General features: G+C 74.3%; 15 protein-coding genes. 7 read left to right on the forward strand and 8 right to left on the reverse strand.

Annotated elements, in window-relative coordinates:
- Positions 1–41: 41 nt before the first annotated feature.
- A complete protein-coding gene (locus AB0I11_RS05280) occupies positions 42–842 on the reverse strand; it encodes a hypothetical protein (RefSeq protein WP_357313753.1) in 801 nt (266 codons plus the stop codon).
- A 981-nt stretch (positions 843–1,823) separates the two neighbouring features.
- Complete coding sequence (locus tag AB0I11_RS05285; protein ID WP_357313756.1) at positions 1,824–2,354, reverse strand: M48 family metallopeptidase; 531 nt, start codon at positions 2,352–2,354, stop codon at positions 1,824–1,826.
- Positions 2,355–2,844: 490 nt separating this feature from the next.
- On the opposite strand from AB0I11_RS05285, the gene AB0I11_RS05290 reads away from it, so the two are divergent.
- The 3 genes from AB0I11_RS05290 (at position 2,845) to AB0I11_RS05300 (ending at position 5,686) form a co-directional block, all read left to right on the forward strand.
- Positions 2,845–3,012, forward strand: a complete 168-nt coding sequence (locus AB0I11_RS05290; protein ID WP_007464795.1) for a DUF5679 domain-containing protein — start codon at positions 2,845–2,847, stop codon at positions 3,010–3,012.
- Between the two features lie 203 nt (positions 3,013–3,215).
- Entirely contained in the window at positions 3,216–4,343 is a 1,128-nt protein-coding gene (locus AB0I11_RS05295; protein ID WP_357313759.1) for a TOMM precursor leader peptide-binding protein, read from the forward strand.
- Positions 4,340–5,686 carry an AarF/ABC1/UbiB kinase family protein gene (locus tag AB0I11_RS05300; protein WP_357313762.1) on the forward strand — a complete coding sequence of 449 codons (1,347 nt, stop codon included), beginning with the start codon at positions 4,340–4,342 and terminating at the stop codon, positions 5,684–5,686. The genes AB0I11_RS05295 and AB0I11_RS05300 overlap by 4 nt, the downstream gene beginning before the upstream one ends.
- Positions 5,687–6,028: 342 nt before the next feature.
- Here the strand turns inward: AB0I11_RS05300 and AB0I11_RS05305 are convergent, their stop codons facing one another.
- The 3 genes from AB0I11_RS05305 to AB0I11_RS05315 form a co-directional block, all read right to left on the reverse strand.
- Positions 6,029–6,394 carry a WhiB family transcriptional regulator gene (locus tag AB0I11_RS05305; RefSeq protein WP_046568551.1) on the reverse strand — a complete coding sequence of 122 codons (366 nt, stop codon included), beginning with the start codon at positions 6,392–6,394 and terminating at the stop codon, positions 6,029–6,031.
- 142 nt (positions 6,395–6,536) lie between these two features.
- The gene (locus tag AB0I11_RS05310) at positions 6,537–6,791 is read right to left on the reverse strand and encodes a hypothetical protein (protein WP_357313767.1); all 255 of its coding nucleotides are present in this window, start codon (positions 6,789–6,791) and stop codon (positions 6,537–6,539) included.
- A gap of 149 nt (positions 6,792–6,940) precedes the next feature.
- Positions 6,941–9,076 carry an ATP-dependent DNA helicase UvrD2 gene (locus AB0I11_RS05315; RefSeq protein WP_357313770.1) on the reverse strand — a complete coding sequence of 712 codons (2,136 nt, stop codon included), beginning with the start codon at positions 9,074–9,076 and terminating at the stop codon, positions 6,941–6,943.
- A gap of 91 nt (positions 9,077–9,167) precedes the next feature.
- Here AB0I11_RS05315 and AB0I11_RS05320 point away from each other — a divergent pair, with 91 nt between their 5' ends.
- Positions 9,168–9,410: a mycoredoxin gene (locus tag AB0I11_RS05320; protein WP_357313773.1), complete on the forward strand. Its 243-nt coding sequence runs from the start codon at positions 9,168–9,170 to the stop codon at positions 9,408–9,410.
- Between the two features lie 69 nt (positions 9,411–9,479).
- Here AB0I11_RS05320 and AB0I11_RS05325 read toward each other — a convergent pair whose 3' ends face one another.
- On the reverse strand, positions 9,480–10,760 hold the full coding sequence (locus tag AB0I11_RS05325; RefSeq protein ID WP_357313777.1) for an MFS transporter: 1,281 nt from the start codon (positions 10,758–10,760) through the stop codon (positions 9,480–9,482).
- A 226-nt stretch (positions 10,761–10,986) separates the two neighbouring features.
- Here AB0I11_RS05325 and AB0I11_RS05330 point away from each other — a divergent pair, with 226 nt between their 5' ends.
- From AB0I11_RS05330 to AB0I11_RS05340, 3 genes are all read left to right on the forward strand, one after another.
- Positions 10,987–11,964, forward strand: a complete 978-nt coding sequence (locus tag AB0I11_RS05330; protein WP_357313780.1) for a helix-turn-helix transcriptional regulator — start codon at positions 10,987–10,989, stop codon at positions 11,962–11,964.
- Positions 11,965–12,036: 72 nt separating this feature from the next.
- Entirely contained in the window at positions 12,037–12,276 is a 240-nt protein-coding gene (locus tag AB0I11_RS05335) for a DUF397 domain-containing protein (protein ID WP_357313783.1), read from the forward strand.
- Between the two features lie 211 nt (positions 12,277–12,487).
- Entirely contained in the window at positions 12,488–12,763 is a 276-nt protein-coding gene (locus AB0I11_RS05340) for a hypothetical protein (protein ID WP_046568541.1), read from the forward strand.
- 175 nt (positions 12,764–12,938) lie between these two features.
- Here the strand turns inward: AB0I11_RS05340 and nudC are convergent, their stop codons facing one another.
- A complete protein-coding gene (gene nudC, locus AB0I11_RS05345; protein WP_357314435.1) occupies positions 12,939–13,886 on the reverse strand; it encodes an NAD(+) diphosphatase in 948 nt (315 codons plus the stop codon).
- Between the two features lie 28 nt (positions 13,887–13,914).
- Complete coding sequence (locus AB0I11_RS05350; protein WP_357314437.1) at positions 13,915–15,240, reverse strand: pitrilysin family protein; 1,326 nt, start codon at positions 15,238–15,240, stop codon at positions 13,915–13,917.
- Positions 15,241–15,280: the final 40 nt, after the last annotated feature.

The following is a 15,280-nucleotide window of genomic DNA, read 5'->3' on the forward strand; positions in this document are numbered from 1 at the left end:
CCACCGAGGCCCGCACGATCACTCGTGCGGGCCTCGCTGCATCAGCCGGGTCGGCCGGAGAGGAGCGCCCGGGTGGCGTCCCAGCCCTCGACGGCCGGGTCGAGGCTGGCCAGGTCACCCGGACCGCGCAGCCGGCGCCAGCCCGCGGTGACCGCCACGTCCCCCGGTCCGGGGGCGGCCGCCCGCACCTGGGCCGGCGTCGCCGCGTCCAGGTGCAGCGCCGGCAGCCAGTCCGGCACGGGCAGCCGGGCGGCCACCCCGAGCAGTCCCGGCCCGTCCCCCTCGACCGGGGCGACCGCGACCGGGCGGCTGCTGAGCGGCCGGAGCAGCTTGCCCAGAATGAGCCCGGGTACGTGGGGCGCGTCAGCGACCACCACGGCCGCCTGGTCGTACCCGACCGGCCCGGCGCCCCCGGTCAACCCGGCGTCCCCGGTCGGCTCAGCGGTCCCGGTCGACGCGGCGTCCCCGGTCGGCTCACCAGGCCCGGTTGGCGGGGCGCCCTCGGTCGACACGGCACCCCCGGTGGACGCGGCACCCCCGGTCGGCCCAGTGGGCCCGGGTGGCGCGGCGTCCCCGGGTGCGCGTGGCGCGGCGGGCAGGGCGGCGAGGACGGCGTCGGCGGTCGGCTCGGGCACCTCGTACACGGCGGTGCCGGGCCAGACCACGGCGTCGGCGAGCCACCGGTCCGCCGGCGTCACCGCGACCGCGGTCTCCACCTCGTTCAGCGTGGCGAGCAGGTCCACGACGTCCTCGGCGAGCGCGGTGCGCCACCGGGCCGGGTCGATACCGGGCGGCGTCCAGGCCACCGGAGCGAGCAATGCCACCACCACGCGTCGGGCCACCCGTCGACCCTAGCCCGTCACCGGCCCCCACCCCGGCGCACCCGGCCCCGGCCGACGGAACCTGCCCCGGCCGCACCCGGCCCCGGCCGACGGAACCTGCCCCGGGGCGCAGCCGGACCCGGCCGACGAACTGCCCCGGCGCACCCGGCACCGGCCACCGGCAGCCCGGCCAGCTCGCCCTGCGAGCCCGCGTTGGGCTGGAACCTTGCCCTGGCCAGGCCCTTCGGCGGAACCACCAGGGCGGCCAGGGCCGGAGTCGTCCGGCAGCCGAACCGTCCGGTGCCCGCCGCACCCCACGGCACCGGCCGGCCCGCCACCACCGCGCCGTCGGCCCGCCACCACTGCGGCGGACGCGGAGCCGGACGCCGACGCGGCGCCCAGCAGATGACCGCGGGTGACCCACGGGCACATGACTGGCGACTTCCGGCGCGCCGGCCGCGTGTGTTTTGTCGCCCCGAACCAACCCGAAGCGAGGTGAGTGGAACGCTATGGAGGTCAAAACGGGCCGTTGACCTCCATAGCGTTCCACCGAGGCGCGTCCGGGCCGCGCTGCCCGCTGGCCGCCTGCCCGCACGCGCCGGCCCGCCGGCCCACCCGGCCTGTCTGCCCACCCGCCGGCCTGCATGCCCGCCCGCCCGCCTGCCGAACGCTGCAGACGCGATGGCGGAAACGGATCACCGCGTGAGTCATTGACGACATCAGGTCTGTAGCGCCCCGCGAAGACACGGCGGACCTCGCCAGGGCGGGTGCCCGCCGGCCCCGCCGCACCCGATAGCGCGCCGCCCGGACGCCGGGGCCGATGCCCGCCGCACAGCCCGACCACACGCCGCCCGGCGGCGCCACAACGACGCCCAGATGCGGGGGCCGTAGCCCTCGCCCGGTTGCGCGACCGCGTGATTCGCCGCCGTAGGTCGGCCGGCCCCGCCTAGTACCACGTCGAACGTCGGGACCTGAGCCCGCCCGGAGGAGCAGGCGGGCGGGTCAGTCAGTCAGGGGGACGCCGGACGCGGCGGCGACGCCCTCCAGGTAGCCGCGGGCCCGCTCGCTCTTGGGGTAGCGGCCGACGAGGGCCCAGAACGAGGTGTTGTGGCTGGGCACGATCAGGTGCGCCAGCTCGTGCAGGAGCACGTAGTCGATCACCCAGTCGGGCATGTCCTGGATCCGGTGGGAGATCCGGATGGTGCGGTCGGCCGGGGTGCAGGAGCCCCACCGGCCGTTCTGGTTGGTGACCCAGCGGACGCTGGCCGGTGCGGCCGCAACGCCGTACTCGGGCAGGTAGAGGTTGATCAGCCGGTTGGCCCGGGTCAGCAGCTCGGCGTCGGAGCGGGCCAGCCGCCCCTCCCGGGCGGCGAGCCGGGCGAGCATCCGGTCGACCCACTCGCTCTCCTCGGCCCGGGAGAACTGGTCGGGGATGAGGACGACGACCCGTTCCCCGTCCCGGTACGCGGACACCGTGCGTCGCCGGCGCTGGCTGCGCCGTACCTCGACGACGGGCTTCCGCGTCCCGGCCATCACCGGTCCGCGCAGCCTCGAATGACTGTCACGAGGGAAAGCTACTGCGTGGTGACCAGGGGTCCGCAAGAGTCAACACGACGACACGCGCCCGGAAAATGGGGGTTGGTCGTCAGGAGTCCTGAAAAATTTCTTTGCGGGTGACCCGCCGGACCCGTCCGGCCGTCACCTGCGCGCCCCGCACACGTTAGGTGATCTACGGACGGGCCGCTACGCGGGGGCGGCCCGAAGGGGGATCTGAGCGTATTCACCCGGCGTGTCCCCGCCAAACTCACTTATCCGACCTAAGTCGGCGTGCAGACTTTCCAGACGTCGACTAACTCACAGAGTCGGCGCACAGCTGACATGGATTCGCCCAGACCTGGGTAGGGTCCGCCAACCAGCGGTCACGAGCGTGACCGCGAACCCCCCGGCGCCGGTGCCTCGTGTGGCCCGCCGCAGGGAAACCGCCGGGACGGCGTGCCCGGCGGACGAGACGAGGAGGGCTACCGTGGCCGACCAGGCCCAGACCTACAACGGTTACTGCGTCAAGTGCAAGGAGAAGCGGGACTTCGAGGGGCACGTCGAGGTCTCGAAGACCGGCATGAACATGGCCAAGGGCAAGTGCCCGGTCTGCGGGACAACAGTGAACCGCATTCTCGGCAAGGCCAAGGTCTGACCCGTACGGGTCGCGCGGGGAGGGTGGCCGTCGGGTCACCCTCCCCGCGGCGTATCCGGGGGGTGCTGGCTGTCGGCTGACCGACAGAGTTACCGCCCGGTTGTGGAAAACTCCGGTCAGTCCTGTGGACAACCCTGGATACAGCCCGGCGCACCTGTGGACAACGATCGACGGAGAGCGTGGACACGGTAACGATCCGTGGCATGCCACATCCCGTTCCCCTGCCCCGCCCGGTCCTGCTCCCCGGCCTGACCCTCCTCTGGCGGGACCGGCACACCCTCCAACTCGGGGTCGAGCCCGGCCGGGCGGTGCTGCTGGAGGTGGCCAACCCCCGGGCCGCCCGGCTGCTCGAACTCCTCGATGGCACCCGCAGCGAACGGGCCGTCCTCGCCGCCGCGGCCGCCGTCCAGGTGGCGCCGGACGAGGCCCGCGTCCTGCTCGACACGCTCCGGGCCGCCGGTCTCGTCGTACCCTCGCACAGCCTGCTCCCCCGCGACCTGGCCGGGCCGGTCCGCGCCCGGCTCGCCGGCGAGGCGGCCGCACTTGCCCTCGCGGTGGCCGCGCCGCCCGGCACGCCGGCCCAGGTCGTCCGCCGGCGACGGGCCGCCCGGGTGCTGGTCACCGGCACCGGCCGGGGTGGCGGGGCGATCGCCGTGGCGCTGGCCCAGGCCGGCGTGGGGCACGTGGCGGCGGCGCTGGCCGGCCCGGTCCGTCCGGCCGACCTGATCGGGACCGGCCTCACCGCGGCCGAGATCGGCCGGCCGCTGACCGCGGCGATCCGGGACGCGCTGGCCCGCTGCGCGCCGGGCACCGAGACCGGGGCGGTACGTCGCGGCCGGGTCGACCTGGTGGTCCAGCTCGGCATGGACCGGCCGGCCGGCCTGCTCGCCACCGGGTACGCCCAGCGCCGCCAGCCCCACCTCCTGGTCGATTTGCGCGGCGGGGTGCCGGTGGTCGGTCCGCTGGTCCGGCCGCCGGTCGGCCCCTGCCTGAACTGCCTGGACCTGCATCGGGTCGACCGTGACCCGGACTGGCCCGCGCTCGCCGCCCAGCTCGCGGCCGACGACACCGACCCGGACTGCGCCGTCAGCACCCGGCTGGCGGCGGTGGCGTGCGCGGCCGGGGAGGCGCTGGCCCACCTCGACGGCGGTGTCCCGGAGACCCTCGGCTGCGCCCTGGAGATCATCGGCGCCGGCCGGTTCCGGCGTCGCCGCTGGCCGCCGCACCCCTCCTGCCGGTGCTCCGGGCGTCGCCCGATCCGGGGCCGCCCCCACCCGCTCCGGCTTCGGACCACCGGCAGCCCCCCCGAGTCGGTAACAATGGCCAAGTGACCGACATCCCGCGCCGCGCCGTCTCCCGGACCGCCAAGCTCGCCGCTCTGCCGCTCGGCTTCGCCGGTCGGACCGTCCTCGGCATGGGCAAGCGGGTCACCGGCCTCGCGTCCGACGTCATCTCCGCCGAGATCCAGCAACGCACCGCCGAGCAGCTGTTCAGCGTGCTCGGCCAGCTCAAGGGCGGTGCGATGAAGTTCGGCCAGGCGCTGTCGGTGTTCGAGGCGGCGCTGCCGGAGGAGATCGCGGCCCCCTACCGGCAGGCCCTCACCAAGCTCCAGGAGGCCGCCCCACCACTGCCCGTCGCCACCGTGCACAAGGTGCTGGTCGAGCAGCTCGGGCCGGACTGGCGGGACCGGTTCGTCGAGTTCGACGACACCCCGGCCGCCGCGGCCAGCATCGGCCAGGTGCACCGCGCGGTCTGGCGGGACCCGGGGTACGGCCCGAACGGCGGCCCGCGCCACCGGGACGTGGCCGTGAAGATCCAGTACCCGGGCGCCGGCGACGCGCTCCTCGCCGACCTGAAGCAGCTCTCCCGGCTGGGTGGGATGTTCCGGGCGATCCAGCCCGGGCTGGACGTCAAGCCGCTCCTGGTCGAGCTGCGCGAGCGGATCACCGAGGAGCTGGACTACGAGCTGGAGGCCGAGTCGCAGCGGGCCTTCGCGGCCGCGTACGCCGACGACCCGGACATCTACATCCCCGAGGTGCTGGACGCCTCGCCCCGGGTGCTGATCACCGAATGGGTGACCGGAACCCCCCTCTCCGAGATCATCCGGGAGGGCACCGAGGAGCAGCGCGACCGGGCCGGCCTGCTCATGGCCGAGCTGCACCTCTCCGCGCCGATGCGGGCCGGGCTGCTGCACGCCGACCCGCACCCGGGCAACTTCCGGTTGCTGCCGGACGGCCGGCTCGGCGTGATCGACTTCGGCGCGGTGGCCCGGATGCCGGAGGGCACGCCCGAGCCGATCGGCCGGATCGCCGCGCTGGCGATCCGGGGCGACGCCGACGGGGTGGTGGCCGGGCTGCGCGAGGAGGGCTTCGTCAGCCAGACCGAGCCGATCGACGCGCCGGCGCTGCTGCAGTACCTGCAACCGATGCTGGCGCCGGTCGCCGAGGAGGAGTTCCGGTTCACCCGGGCCTGGCTGCGCGCCGAGGCGACCCGGCTGGCCAGCCCCCGGTCGCCCGCCTTCCAGCTGAGCCGCCAGCTCAACCTGCCCCCGTCGTACCTGATGATCCACCGGGTGACGCTGGGTTCGATCGGGGTGCTCTGCCAGTTGGAGGCGAAGGCGCCCTACCGGGCGATCCTGGAGCGCTGGCTGCCCGGCTTCGCGGCGGTGGGCTGACCCGGGACGGCGTACACCGAAGGGGGTCGGTGGGTTGACCCGGGACGGCGTACGCCGAAGGGGCGGTGACCATCCGGTCACCGCCCCTTTCCTCAGGTAGCGATCTAGAGAGCGCCCAGGTCGCGGGCCGACTGGCTGCGGCCACGCATGGCGACGGTACGGGCGGAACGGGTTGCCTCAGTGCTCGTGGTGGTGCGACCGGCCTGAGGCCGGGGCATTCGAGCCCGGGACAACGCTTCGTGGAGTAGTTGCATCTCGGTTCCATTCGGCAGGTGCAGCATGGGTTTCGACTTTCTTCGCGGGCCGGTGGGGATCACCGGCGGACGTGTGGAACGGGGTGTGTCAGGCCGCCAGCCGGACGGTGTTGCGCGACTCGGACAGCCCACTGGCCGCCAGTCGCGCCTCCGCCTCGACCCGGAGCTGGGCGTCACGGGCGACGTCCTCCTTGCGCGGACGGCCACGGGGCCGCTTGCGCGGGACGACCGCGCCACGCTCGAAGATCTCGCCACCCCAGACGCCCCAGGGCTCGGCCCGCTCCACCGCCCCGGCGAGGCACTCGACGCGCAGCGGGCAGTCCCCGCAGAGCGACTTGGCCAGCTCGAGCTCGGCGGGCGAGTCGGAGAACCACAGGTCGGGGTCGAACTTCCGGCAGGGCAGGTTCGCCTCCACCTCGACGCTCACGTCGAGCGGGGCCAACGCCAGACTCATCCTCCGGTCACCTCTCTCTCTCACTTCGATCTCGTGGATCGGATTCCGACGTACTTCGGCACTACGGCGGTGCAAAAAAACTGAGGCCGCGGATCCCGGTATGCGGGTTCCGCGGCCTCGAGGTGAGCCGGTGGTCTGGTGATCAGACCGGTCTACCTCGAGGTGGAACGCCGCGGACATCCGTGCGCTTCTTGACGCCGCCGATGCCCATGCCCGTGAAGCCACTGGTCCCCTCGGTCTCCGCGAGCGGCGCGACGGTCAGGTTCAGCTCGGCCTGAACCTGGGCCTGGTGCACCTGCGGAGCCGACGGTCGAGCGGCAACGGCCACCCGGACGGACGACTGCGGAGCGCAGGCAGCCGGCATCGCCGCCAGACGCTCATAGGTGAAGATCTCCACGGGTGCCACCTCCCTCACGTTCCTCGAATCGACCATCGGACTCATCCCCCTTGAGCAGCCAGAATGGCGCCGCTCGCGAGGTGTGTCCTGAGGCTATGCCTCGCCCGAGGGCGAGGGCAAACGATTTACCGCCAGATTTAAAAAGTTTTCTACGAGCAGACTTCGTCGACCCCGGCGCCGGCCACCAGCGCCAGCACCGTATCCCCGTAAAGTCCCAGTTTGCGGGGGCCGATCCCGGCGATCGCGATCAGCTCCTCGACCCGCCCGGGCTTCCGCTCGGCCAGCGCGGTGAGGGTGGCGTCGGTGAACACCACGTACGCCGGCACCTTCTGCGCCTCCGCGACCCGCTGCCGCCACTCGCGCAGCCGCTCGTACAGCCCCTCGTCCAGGTCGGAGGGACAGGTCGGGCAGCGCCCCAGCTTCCGGTCCGCGCCGGCGAGCAGCGTCGCGCCGCAGATCCGGCAGGAGACCACCTGGCTGCGCCGCCGCTCGGTGCGCCGGGCCGGGCCCGCGCCGGCCCGCTCGCCGCCGCCGGAGCGGTCCAGCTGGGGTAGGAAGCGGGACGGCCGCCGGGCCCGGCCCCCCGGCGAGCGGGCCGCCGCGTACGACAGCCAGAGCCACTCCCGGGCCCGGGTGACGCCGACGTAGAGCAGCCGCCGCTCCTCCTCCACCTGCTCCGGGGTCTTCGCGTACGTGGTGGGCAGGGTGCCCTCGGCGAGGCCGACCAGGAAGACGGCGTCCCACTCCAGCCCCTTGGCCGAATGCAGCGACGCCAGGGTCACCCCCTCGACCGTCGGCACGTGCTGCTGCGCGGCCCGCCGGGCCAACTCCTCGTTGAAGTCGGCCAGGGTCACCGGCCGCTCGATCGCGGCGGCCTCGCCGATCGGCACCACCTCGGGTGTCGCCGCGTACTCCTCGGCGAGCTGGACCAGCGCGGAGAGCGCCTCCCACCGCTCCCGCGCGGCGCCGCCAGCCGGTGGGGCGTCCCGGGCCCAGCCGACCGCGCCGAGCCCTTCCGTCACGGCGGTCGGCAGCGGGGTCTCCCCCGGGATGGACCGGGTGGCGGCGCGCAGCGCGATCATCGCCTGGCGCACCTCGGGCCGCTCGAAGAAGCGCTCCGCGCCCTGCACGACGTAGGGCACCTCGGCCTCGGTGAGCGCCTTCTCGTACGCCTCGGACTGCGCGTTGGTGCGGAACAGCACCGCGATCTCCCGGGCCGGGGTGCCGGCCCCGACCAGCGCCCGGCAGCGGGCCGCCACCGCGTTCGCCTCGGCCGGCTCGTCGGTGAAGATCCGCAGCTCCGGGTCCGGGCCGGGCGGGCGCTGGCCGTGCAGCTCCAGCCGCAGCCGGGCCTCGGTGCCCCGGGCCTGGGAGATCACCGCGTTGGCCAGCCCGACCACCTGGGGGGTGGAGCGGTAGTCGCGGACCAGCCGGACCACCGTGGCGTGCCGGTACCGGCGCGGGAAGTCGACCAGGTATGTCGAGGTGGCGCCGGTGAAGGTGTAGATGGTCTGGCTGGCGTCGCCGACCACGGTGAGGTCGTCCCGACCGCCCAGCCAGGCGTCGAGCAGCCGCTGCTGGAGCGGGTTGACGTCCTGGTACTCGTCGACCACGAAGTGCCGGTACTGGCCGCGGACCTGCTCGGCGACGTCCGGGTGCTCCTCGATCCCCCAGACCGCGGCGCGCAGCATGTCCTCGAAGTCGATCACCCCGTTGCCGCGCTTGAGCCGCTCGTACGCGGTGAAGACCTCGGCCACCTTCGCCGGCTCGTACGGGGTCTCGCGCAGCGCCTTCGCCGCGGCCACCACGTACTCACCGGGCTCGACCAGCGACGACTTGGCCCACTCGATCTCGCCGGCCAGGTCGCGGGCGGCGGCCCGGTCGGCGCGCAGGCCCACCTTGGCGGCGGCCAGGGTGACCACCCGGACCTTGCTGTCCAGCAGCTCCGGCATGGCCCGCCCGGCCAGCAGCCGGGGCGCGAAGTAGCGGACCTGGCGCAGCGCCGCCGCGTGGAAGGTGCGCGCCTGGACGCCACCGACGCCGAGCGCCGTGAGCCGGGCCCGCATCTCGGCGGCGGCGCGGGCGGTGAAGGTGACCGCCAGCACGTGCCGGGCGGAGATGTCTCCGGTGAGCGCACGGTGGGCGATCCGGGAGGTCACCGCGCGGGTCTTGCCGGTGCCGGCGCCGGCCAGGATGCAGACCGGGCCGGCCGGGGCGGTCACCGCGGACCGCTGCTCGGGATCGAGCCCGGCCAGCACCCCGTCCGCCGCTGAGTGAACCACCACAGCCAGGAATCATCCCAGGCCCCGCCGACGTTGCAGCCGTTAGCCTGGCCTGACCGGACCGGGCGCGAACCACCCCTTGGAGGACCTGACCATGTTGACGATGTATTCCACCTCGTGGTGCGGCTACTGCCATCGGCTGAAGTCGCAGCTCGACCGGGAGGGCATCGGGTACGAGGTGGTCGACATCGAGCAGGACACCGCGGCCGCGGAGTTCGTGATGAGCGTCAACGGCGGCAACCAGACCGTCCCGACGCTGAAGTTCGACGACGGCAGCGCCCTGACCAACCCTTCGATCACCCAGGTCAAGCAGCATCTGGCCAGCCTCACCAGCTGACCCTCCGCGCACCCGCCCACCGAGCGGCCGCCCTTCCGGGCCGGCCGCTCGGTGCCGTTGATCATGAGGTCACCGCACCCGCTGCTGGTGGGTCGGGACGACAACTTCATGATCGACCGCCGAGAGCGGCCGGCGGGGGCGAGGGACCGTGGGGTGCGGGGTGCGGGTGGGGGGTGGGGTCAGGCGGCGGTGGTGCCAGAGGTAGAGGCCGGCGCCGGTGGTGGTCAGCCCGACCAGGGCGAAGAGCAGGCGGTAGTCCAGGACCCCGACGAGCAGCGCGCCGGTGCCGATGGAGAGCGCCTGCGGGCCGCTGACCAGCGCCTCGGCGGCGGCGGCGACCCGGCCGAGCAGGCCCGCCGGGGTGCGCCGCTGGACCAGCGTGTTCAGCCCGACCATGGTCAGCGGCAGCGACAGCCCGGCCAGCAGCAGCGCCAGCACACCGAGCCAGAGCCGGGGGTACGCCAGGGCCAGCGCGGCCGGCCCGAAGAACGTCACCCCGGCGGCGAGCGCGCCCACCTCGCCGGCCCGGCGCACCACGGTGGCCGAGAGCAGCGCGCCGGCCAGCCCGCCGAACCCCTGCACGGTGACCAGCACGCCGACGAACGCGGCGTCGCGGCCCAGCCCCTGGTCCACGTACGCGAAGATCAGCGACTCGGTGAAGCCCATCACCAGCGAGCCCAGCCCGTACCCGAGCAGGGCCCGGCGCAGCGCCGGCTCGCCGGAGAGGTGCCGCAGCCCTGCCCCCAGCTCGGCGGACCAGCGCAGGTCGGCGCCGGACGGCGCGCTCTCGCTGACCCGGAGCAGGCCGACCACGGCGGCGGCGACGAGGAACCCGAGCATCGCGAGGGCGGCCAGCAGCCAGCCGCCGACCGCGGCGTACAGCCCGGCGCCGGCCAGCGGCCCGACCAGCCGTAGGCCCTGCCGGACGGTCTGCAGCAGACCGTTCGCGTCGGCCAGCAGCTCAGTCGGGATCAGCTGCCGGATCAGCCCGCTGAGCACCGCGCTCAACGCGATGTACGACAGCCCGTACAGCGCCGCCACCACGTAGATGACCCAGACGTCGGCCCGGTCCCGGACCGCGAAGAGCGGGCAGAGCAGCACCGCCGCGCCCAGATTCGCGACCACGAAGAACGGCCGGCGGCGGTACCGGTCGACCAGCCAGCCGACCAGCGGCGCCAGTGTCATCGGCGCGATGATGGCGAAGATGGTCGCGCCGGCCATGCCGTCGGACCCGGTCAGGTCCTTCACCCAGACGGCGAGGGCGAGCAGCAGTACGGACTCGGCCGCCATGCTGGCCAGCACGGCCACGAAGAGCAGGCGGAAGTCGGGGCGGCGCAGGACGGTGCGCATCGGTTCCCTCCGGCGGGGATGCGCCGCGGCGGGCGCGTCGGGGGCGGGTGGCCGGCCCGGACCTCCCCGTCCGGCGCTCGAACACCCCTCCACAGTCCTCTTTTTGTCGCGAGACACGCCCGCACCGGAACCTCCGGGGCCGGCCGCGACGTCCATACTGACCGTGGGGGGCGAATTCCATACAGTTACCGTCGTGACCCGCGGCGGTCGACGGAAAGAGGACATCGTGCCTCCTGCCGCACCAGGGCCGATCCTGCGCCGGCGCAGGCTCGGCACCGAACTGCGCCGGCTGCGCGAGCGGGCCGGCCTCACCGGTGACCAGGTCATCGAGCGGATCGGCTGGGCGTCCGCGTCCAAGCTGTCCCGACTGGAGAACGGCCGCAGCCGCCCCGACCCGGACGACGTCGGCGTCCTGCTCAACCTCTACGGCGCCGGTGACGAGCAGCGCGAGGAGTTGCTGGCGATCACGCTGGAGGCCGGTGACATGCGCGGCTGGCTGCGCAACTTCCCGGTGATGACCGAGCAGCAGCGCGCCTTCGCCGAGCTGGAGGCGGGCTGCGCGGAGATCCTGGAGTACAACCCGGTGCTGGTCCCCGGGCTGCTCCAGACCGCCGGTTACGCCCGGCACCGGATCATCTCGGCCGCCCGGGTGGCGGAGCGGGCCGGCGACCCGGAGGCCGCCGAGGACCCGGAGACCGAGGTACGCGCGCGCCAGGCCCGCCAGTCGCTGCTGACCCGTCCCGACGCGCCCCGCTACACGGCGGTGCTGGAGGAGGCGGCGCTGGGCCGGCGGGCCGGTCCGCCGGAGATGCTGCACGACCAGTTCGCCCACCTCTGCGAGGTGGCCATGCTGCCGAACGTCACGCTGCGCCTGCTGCTGCGCGACACCCGGGTCGGCGACTGGTACCTGCCACCGACCGCGTTCTCGGTGTACCGGTTCGCGGATCCGCTCGACCCGGAGACGTTGGCCATCGAAGGTGGCTTCACCGACGTCATGTCAACCGAGGCAAGCACCCTAAATCGCTATAAAGTGGTGTTCGAGTGGCTATGCTCGGCGGCGCTCTCCGCATCGGACACCCTCTCCTGGCTCTTCGAGGCGACGGGACGGCCCGAGACGGCAGCCGAGTCCACAGTGGCGTTCGGCCCGGCAACGGCGCCGGCCCAACGCCGCCGTGCCTCGGGGCGCCTGACGACGGACCGGTGATCGCACCCAGCCGGCCGTCCGGCCTGCGGCGTCACTCGTCCCGATCGGAGCACTCCAGAGCAGGAGCAAAAGATGAACCAGATCCGTACCAGCGCGTCCGGCCTCGCCCCGCAGCTTGCCGGCGCCGCCTGGCGCACGAGCACCCGCAGCCAGACCTCGAACTGTGTGGAGGTCGCGCCCCTGCGTACCGGGCCGGCGGCGGTGGCGCTGCGGGACAGCAAGGACCGGGGTGGACCGGTGCTGCTGTTCAACCGGGCCGGCTGGCTGGGCTTCATCGCCGGCGCGAAGAACGGCCAGTTCGACCTGAACTGATCCGGTGAGCAGGTCGGGGCCGTCGGTGTTGCCGGCGGCCCCGACGCGTGTCCACCCGGGACAACCCCGCTGACCTGGGCTCCACCGATCGGTCAGAGCGTCGAGCAATCGTTGGGTTTCACTTGCTGGGACGCTCACCCGGCGTAACATGTCGACAAGAGTGACGTGGAAGTTCCAGCGCGTACCCGTTGATCCCGACCGGGGGACACTCATGCGGTTCCTGATCGTCCGCACCGAGATCCGATCCGTCGCCGACACCGACCTCGAGGCCGCCTGGGCCGACGGCGGCCGGCTGCGGGACGAGCCCACCGCGCCGGAGCCGCGCCGCCAGGTCCTCCACGCCGACGACCGGGACGCCGCGCTGGTGCTGGCCCGGGCGCTGGCGTGCGTGGGGGCCGTCCGTGCCGGCCGGCACCGGGTCAAGGTGCTGCCGGTCGACGATCCGGCCCCCGTGCCGGCCCTGTCCTACCGCTGGGACGGCAGTTGACCCGCTCCTGACGTCCGCCGTGGTCGGACCGGCTCCCCCGCCGCGTTCCTTGCCTCACCCGACCACGGCGGCCCGTGTCCCCGGCTCGGGACCGCCGCGGCAACGACGGTCCCGGGCCGGGGCCGTGTCCGGGCCCGGGACGCGCGACACCGGCCGGCGACCCCGCCCCGGCCGGTCAGGCCCGGTCGTCGAGCCAGTGCCGGACCAGGAAGAGCGCGATCGACGACGAGGGCGGCAGCACCAGGCGGTCGCCGCCGCCCACCGGCACCCGCTCGCCGGCCAGCGCCGCGCCGATCTCCTGACGGGTGAACCAGCGGGCGTGCGCGATCTCCGCCGGGTCGACCCGGATCGGGGCGTCGGCGTCGGCGCGGGCCAGGAAGCCGAGCATCAGCGAGCCGGGAAACGGCCAGGCCTGGCTGGCCGCGTACCGGATCTCCTCGACGGCGACGCCGACCTCCTCGCGGACCTCGCGCAGCACGGCGGCCTCCGCCGACTCCCCCGGCTCGACATAGCCGGCCAGGCAGGAGAAGCGGCGTTCCCCGGGCACCCGCGGCCAGGTGGCGTTGTTGCCGAGCAGGCAGCGCCCGTCGGGACCGGCCACCGCGTCGTGCACCAGGACGATCATCGCCGGGTCGGTACGCGGCCACGTCCGGTCGCCGGTCGGATCCACCCGGGACCAGCCCGCCTCGTCCACCTGGGTGGGCTGCCCGGTGGCCGCCGAGTAGCCGTGCCGCCGATGCCAGTTCAGCAGGGCGAGCGCGGTGGTGAAGATGCCCGCGTCCCGGTCGACCAGGAGGTGGCCCACCTCGCGCAGGTGGGCCCGCCGGGTGTCGGGGAGCTCCGGCAGGGTGGAGTCCACCGCGAAGACCGGTACGCCGTCCGGCTCGACGCCGAGGAACATCGGCACCGAGCGCGGCACCTCGGGCAGCTCACCGGGACCGACCAGCACCAGCTCGGGCGGGGCGGCCGGGCCGCGGACCAGTGCCCGCCCCTCGTCGGTCGAGTCCAGCACCAGCACCCGGGCCCGCTCCCACGCCTCGGCCAGCCAGTCCGGGTCGGTCCGCCGGTGCGCCGACCGGTCCAGGGTGGCGCGGGCCAGTGGCGGGGCGTGCTCGCTCACGATCCCGCCCCGGGCCGGCTGGTCCGCTCGCTCACGCCGACTCCGTACGGACCGCGGTGAGCGCGGCCAGCGGCTCCGCGACCCGCTCGGCGTCACCGAGCACCACGGCGACCGCCCGGGCCGGGGCGAGGTAACGCGCCGCCACCTCCGCCACGTCGTCCACGGTCGCCTTGGCCAGCCGGGCGGCGTGCTCGGCGAGGAAGTCCAGGCGCAGCCCGTTTCCGGCGTACGCGCTGGTCAGGGACGCCAGCCCGGCCTGGGTGGACATCCCGAGCTGGAGCGTGCCCAGGGCGTACTGGCGGGCCTGCTCCAGCTCCTCCGGCTTGGCCGGCAGGGCGGCCAGCCGGCCCAGCTCGTACATGGTCTCCAGCAGCGCCGGTGCGGTCACCTCGGTGGCCACCTCGGCCCCGGCGACCAGCACCGACCCGGCGACCGAGTGCTCGACCAGCGAGTGCGGCCCGTACGTGTAGCCCTTGTCCTCCCGGATGTTCTCCACCCAGCGGGAGGAGAAGTAGCCGCCGAAGACCAGGTTGGCCAGTTGCAGCGCGGCGTGGTCGGGGTGGGTGCGGGGCACCGCGGGCAGGGCGAGGCGCAGCGAGGACTGCACCGAGCCGGGCCGGTCGACCAGCAGCAGCGGCCCGGGCTCCAGCGGCGGCGCGGGCGGCAGGTCGGCGCTGTGCCCGTCCCCGCCCCAGCCGGCCAGCGCCCGCTCGGCGGCGTCCAGCGCCCGCTCCGGCTGCACGTCGCCGACCAGCACCAGCACCGCCCCGGCCGGGTGCACCCGCTCGCTGTGCAGCTTGCGCAGGACCGGTGGGCGGACCGCGCGGACCTGGTCGGGCTCGGGGGTCTGCACGGCGTACGGGTGCCGGCCGTAGATCCGCTTGAGCAGCGCGGTCCGGGCCAGGTGCGCCGGCTGGCTCTGGGCGACCTGGATCCGGTCGACCAGCCGGTCCCGCTCGGTCTCCACCCAGTCACCGGGGTAGGTGGCCCCGGTCAGCACGTCGGCGAGGATCTCCAGCATCCGGTCCAGGCCGGTGACCAGGCCGGCTCCGGAGAGCATCAGCCGGTCCGGGTCGACCCCGGCGGAGAGGCCGCCGCCCACCTTCTGCAGCTCGGCGGCGATCTGGTTGGCGGTCAGCTCCGCGGTGCCGGCCAGCATGGTCTGCGCGAGCATCGCGCCGCGGGCCAGGTGGGCGCGGCCGAACGGCATCCAGAGCCGCAGCTCGACCAGGGGCACCGCGGGCCGGCGTACGGCGATCACGGTGAGTCCGTTGCCGAGCGTGCGTTCGGCCTGCTTCGGTAGCTTGAGCCGGCGGTTGGGGCCGAGCGGCGGCAGCGGCCGGGTACCGGTCTCCATGGTGGCCGTCACTGGCCCTCCTCCGTTCGCGACTGCGGGG

The sequence above is a fragment of the Micromonospora sp. NPDC050495 genome, from assembly GCF_040655175.1.
Lineage (GTDB): Bacteria > Actinomycetota > Actinomycetes > Mycobacteriales > Micromonosporaceae > Micromonospora.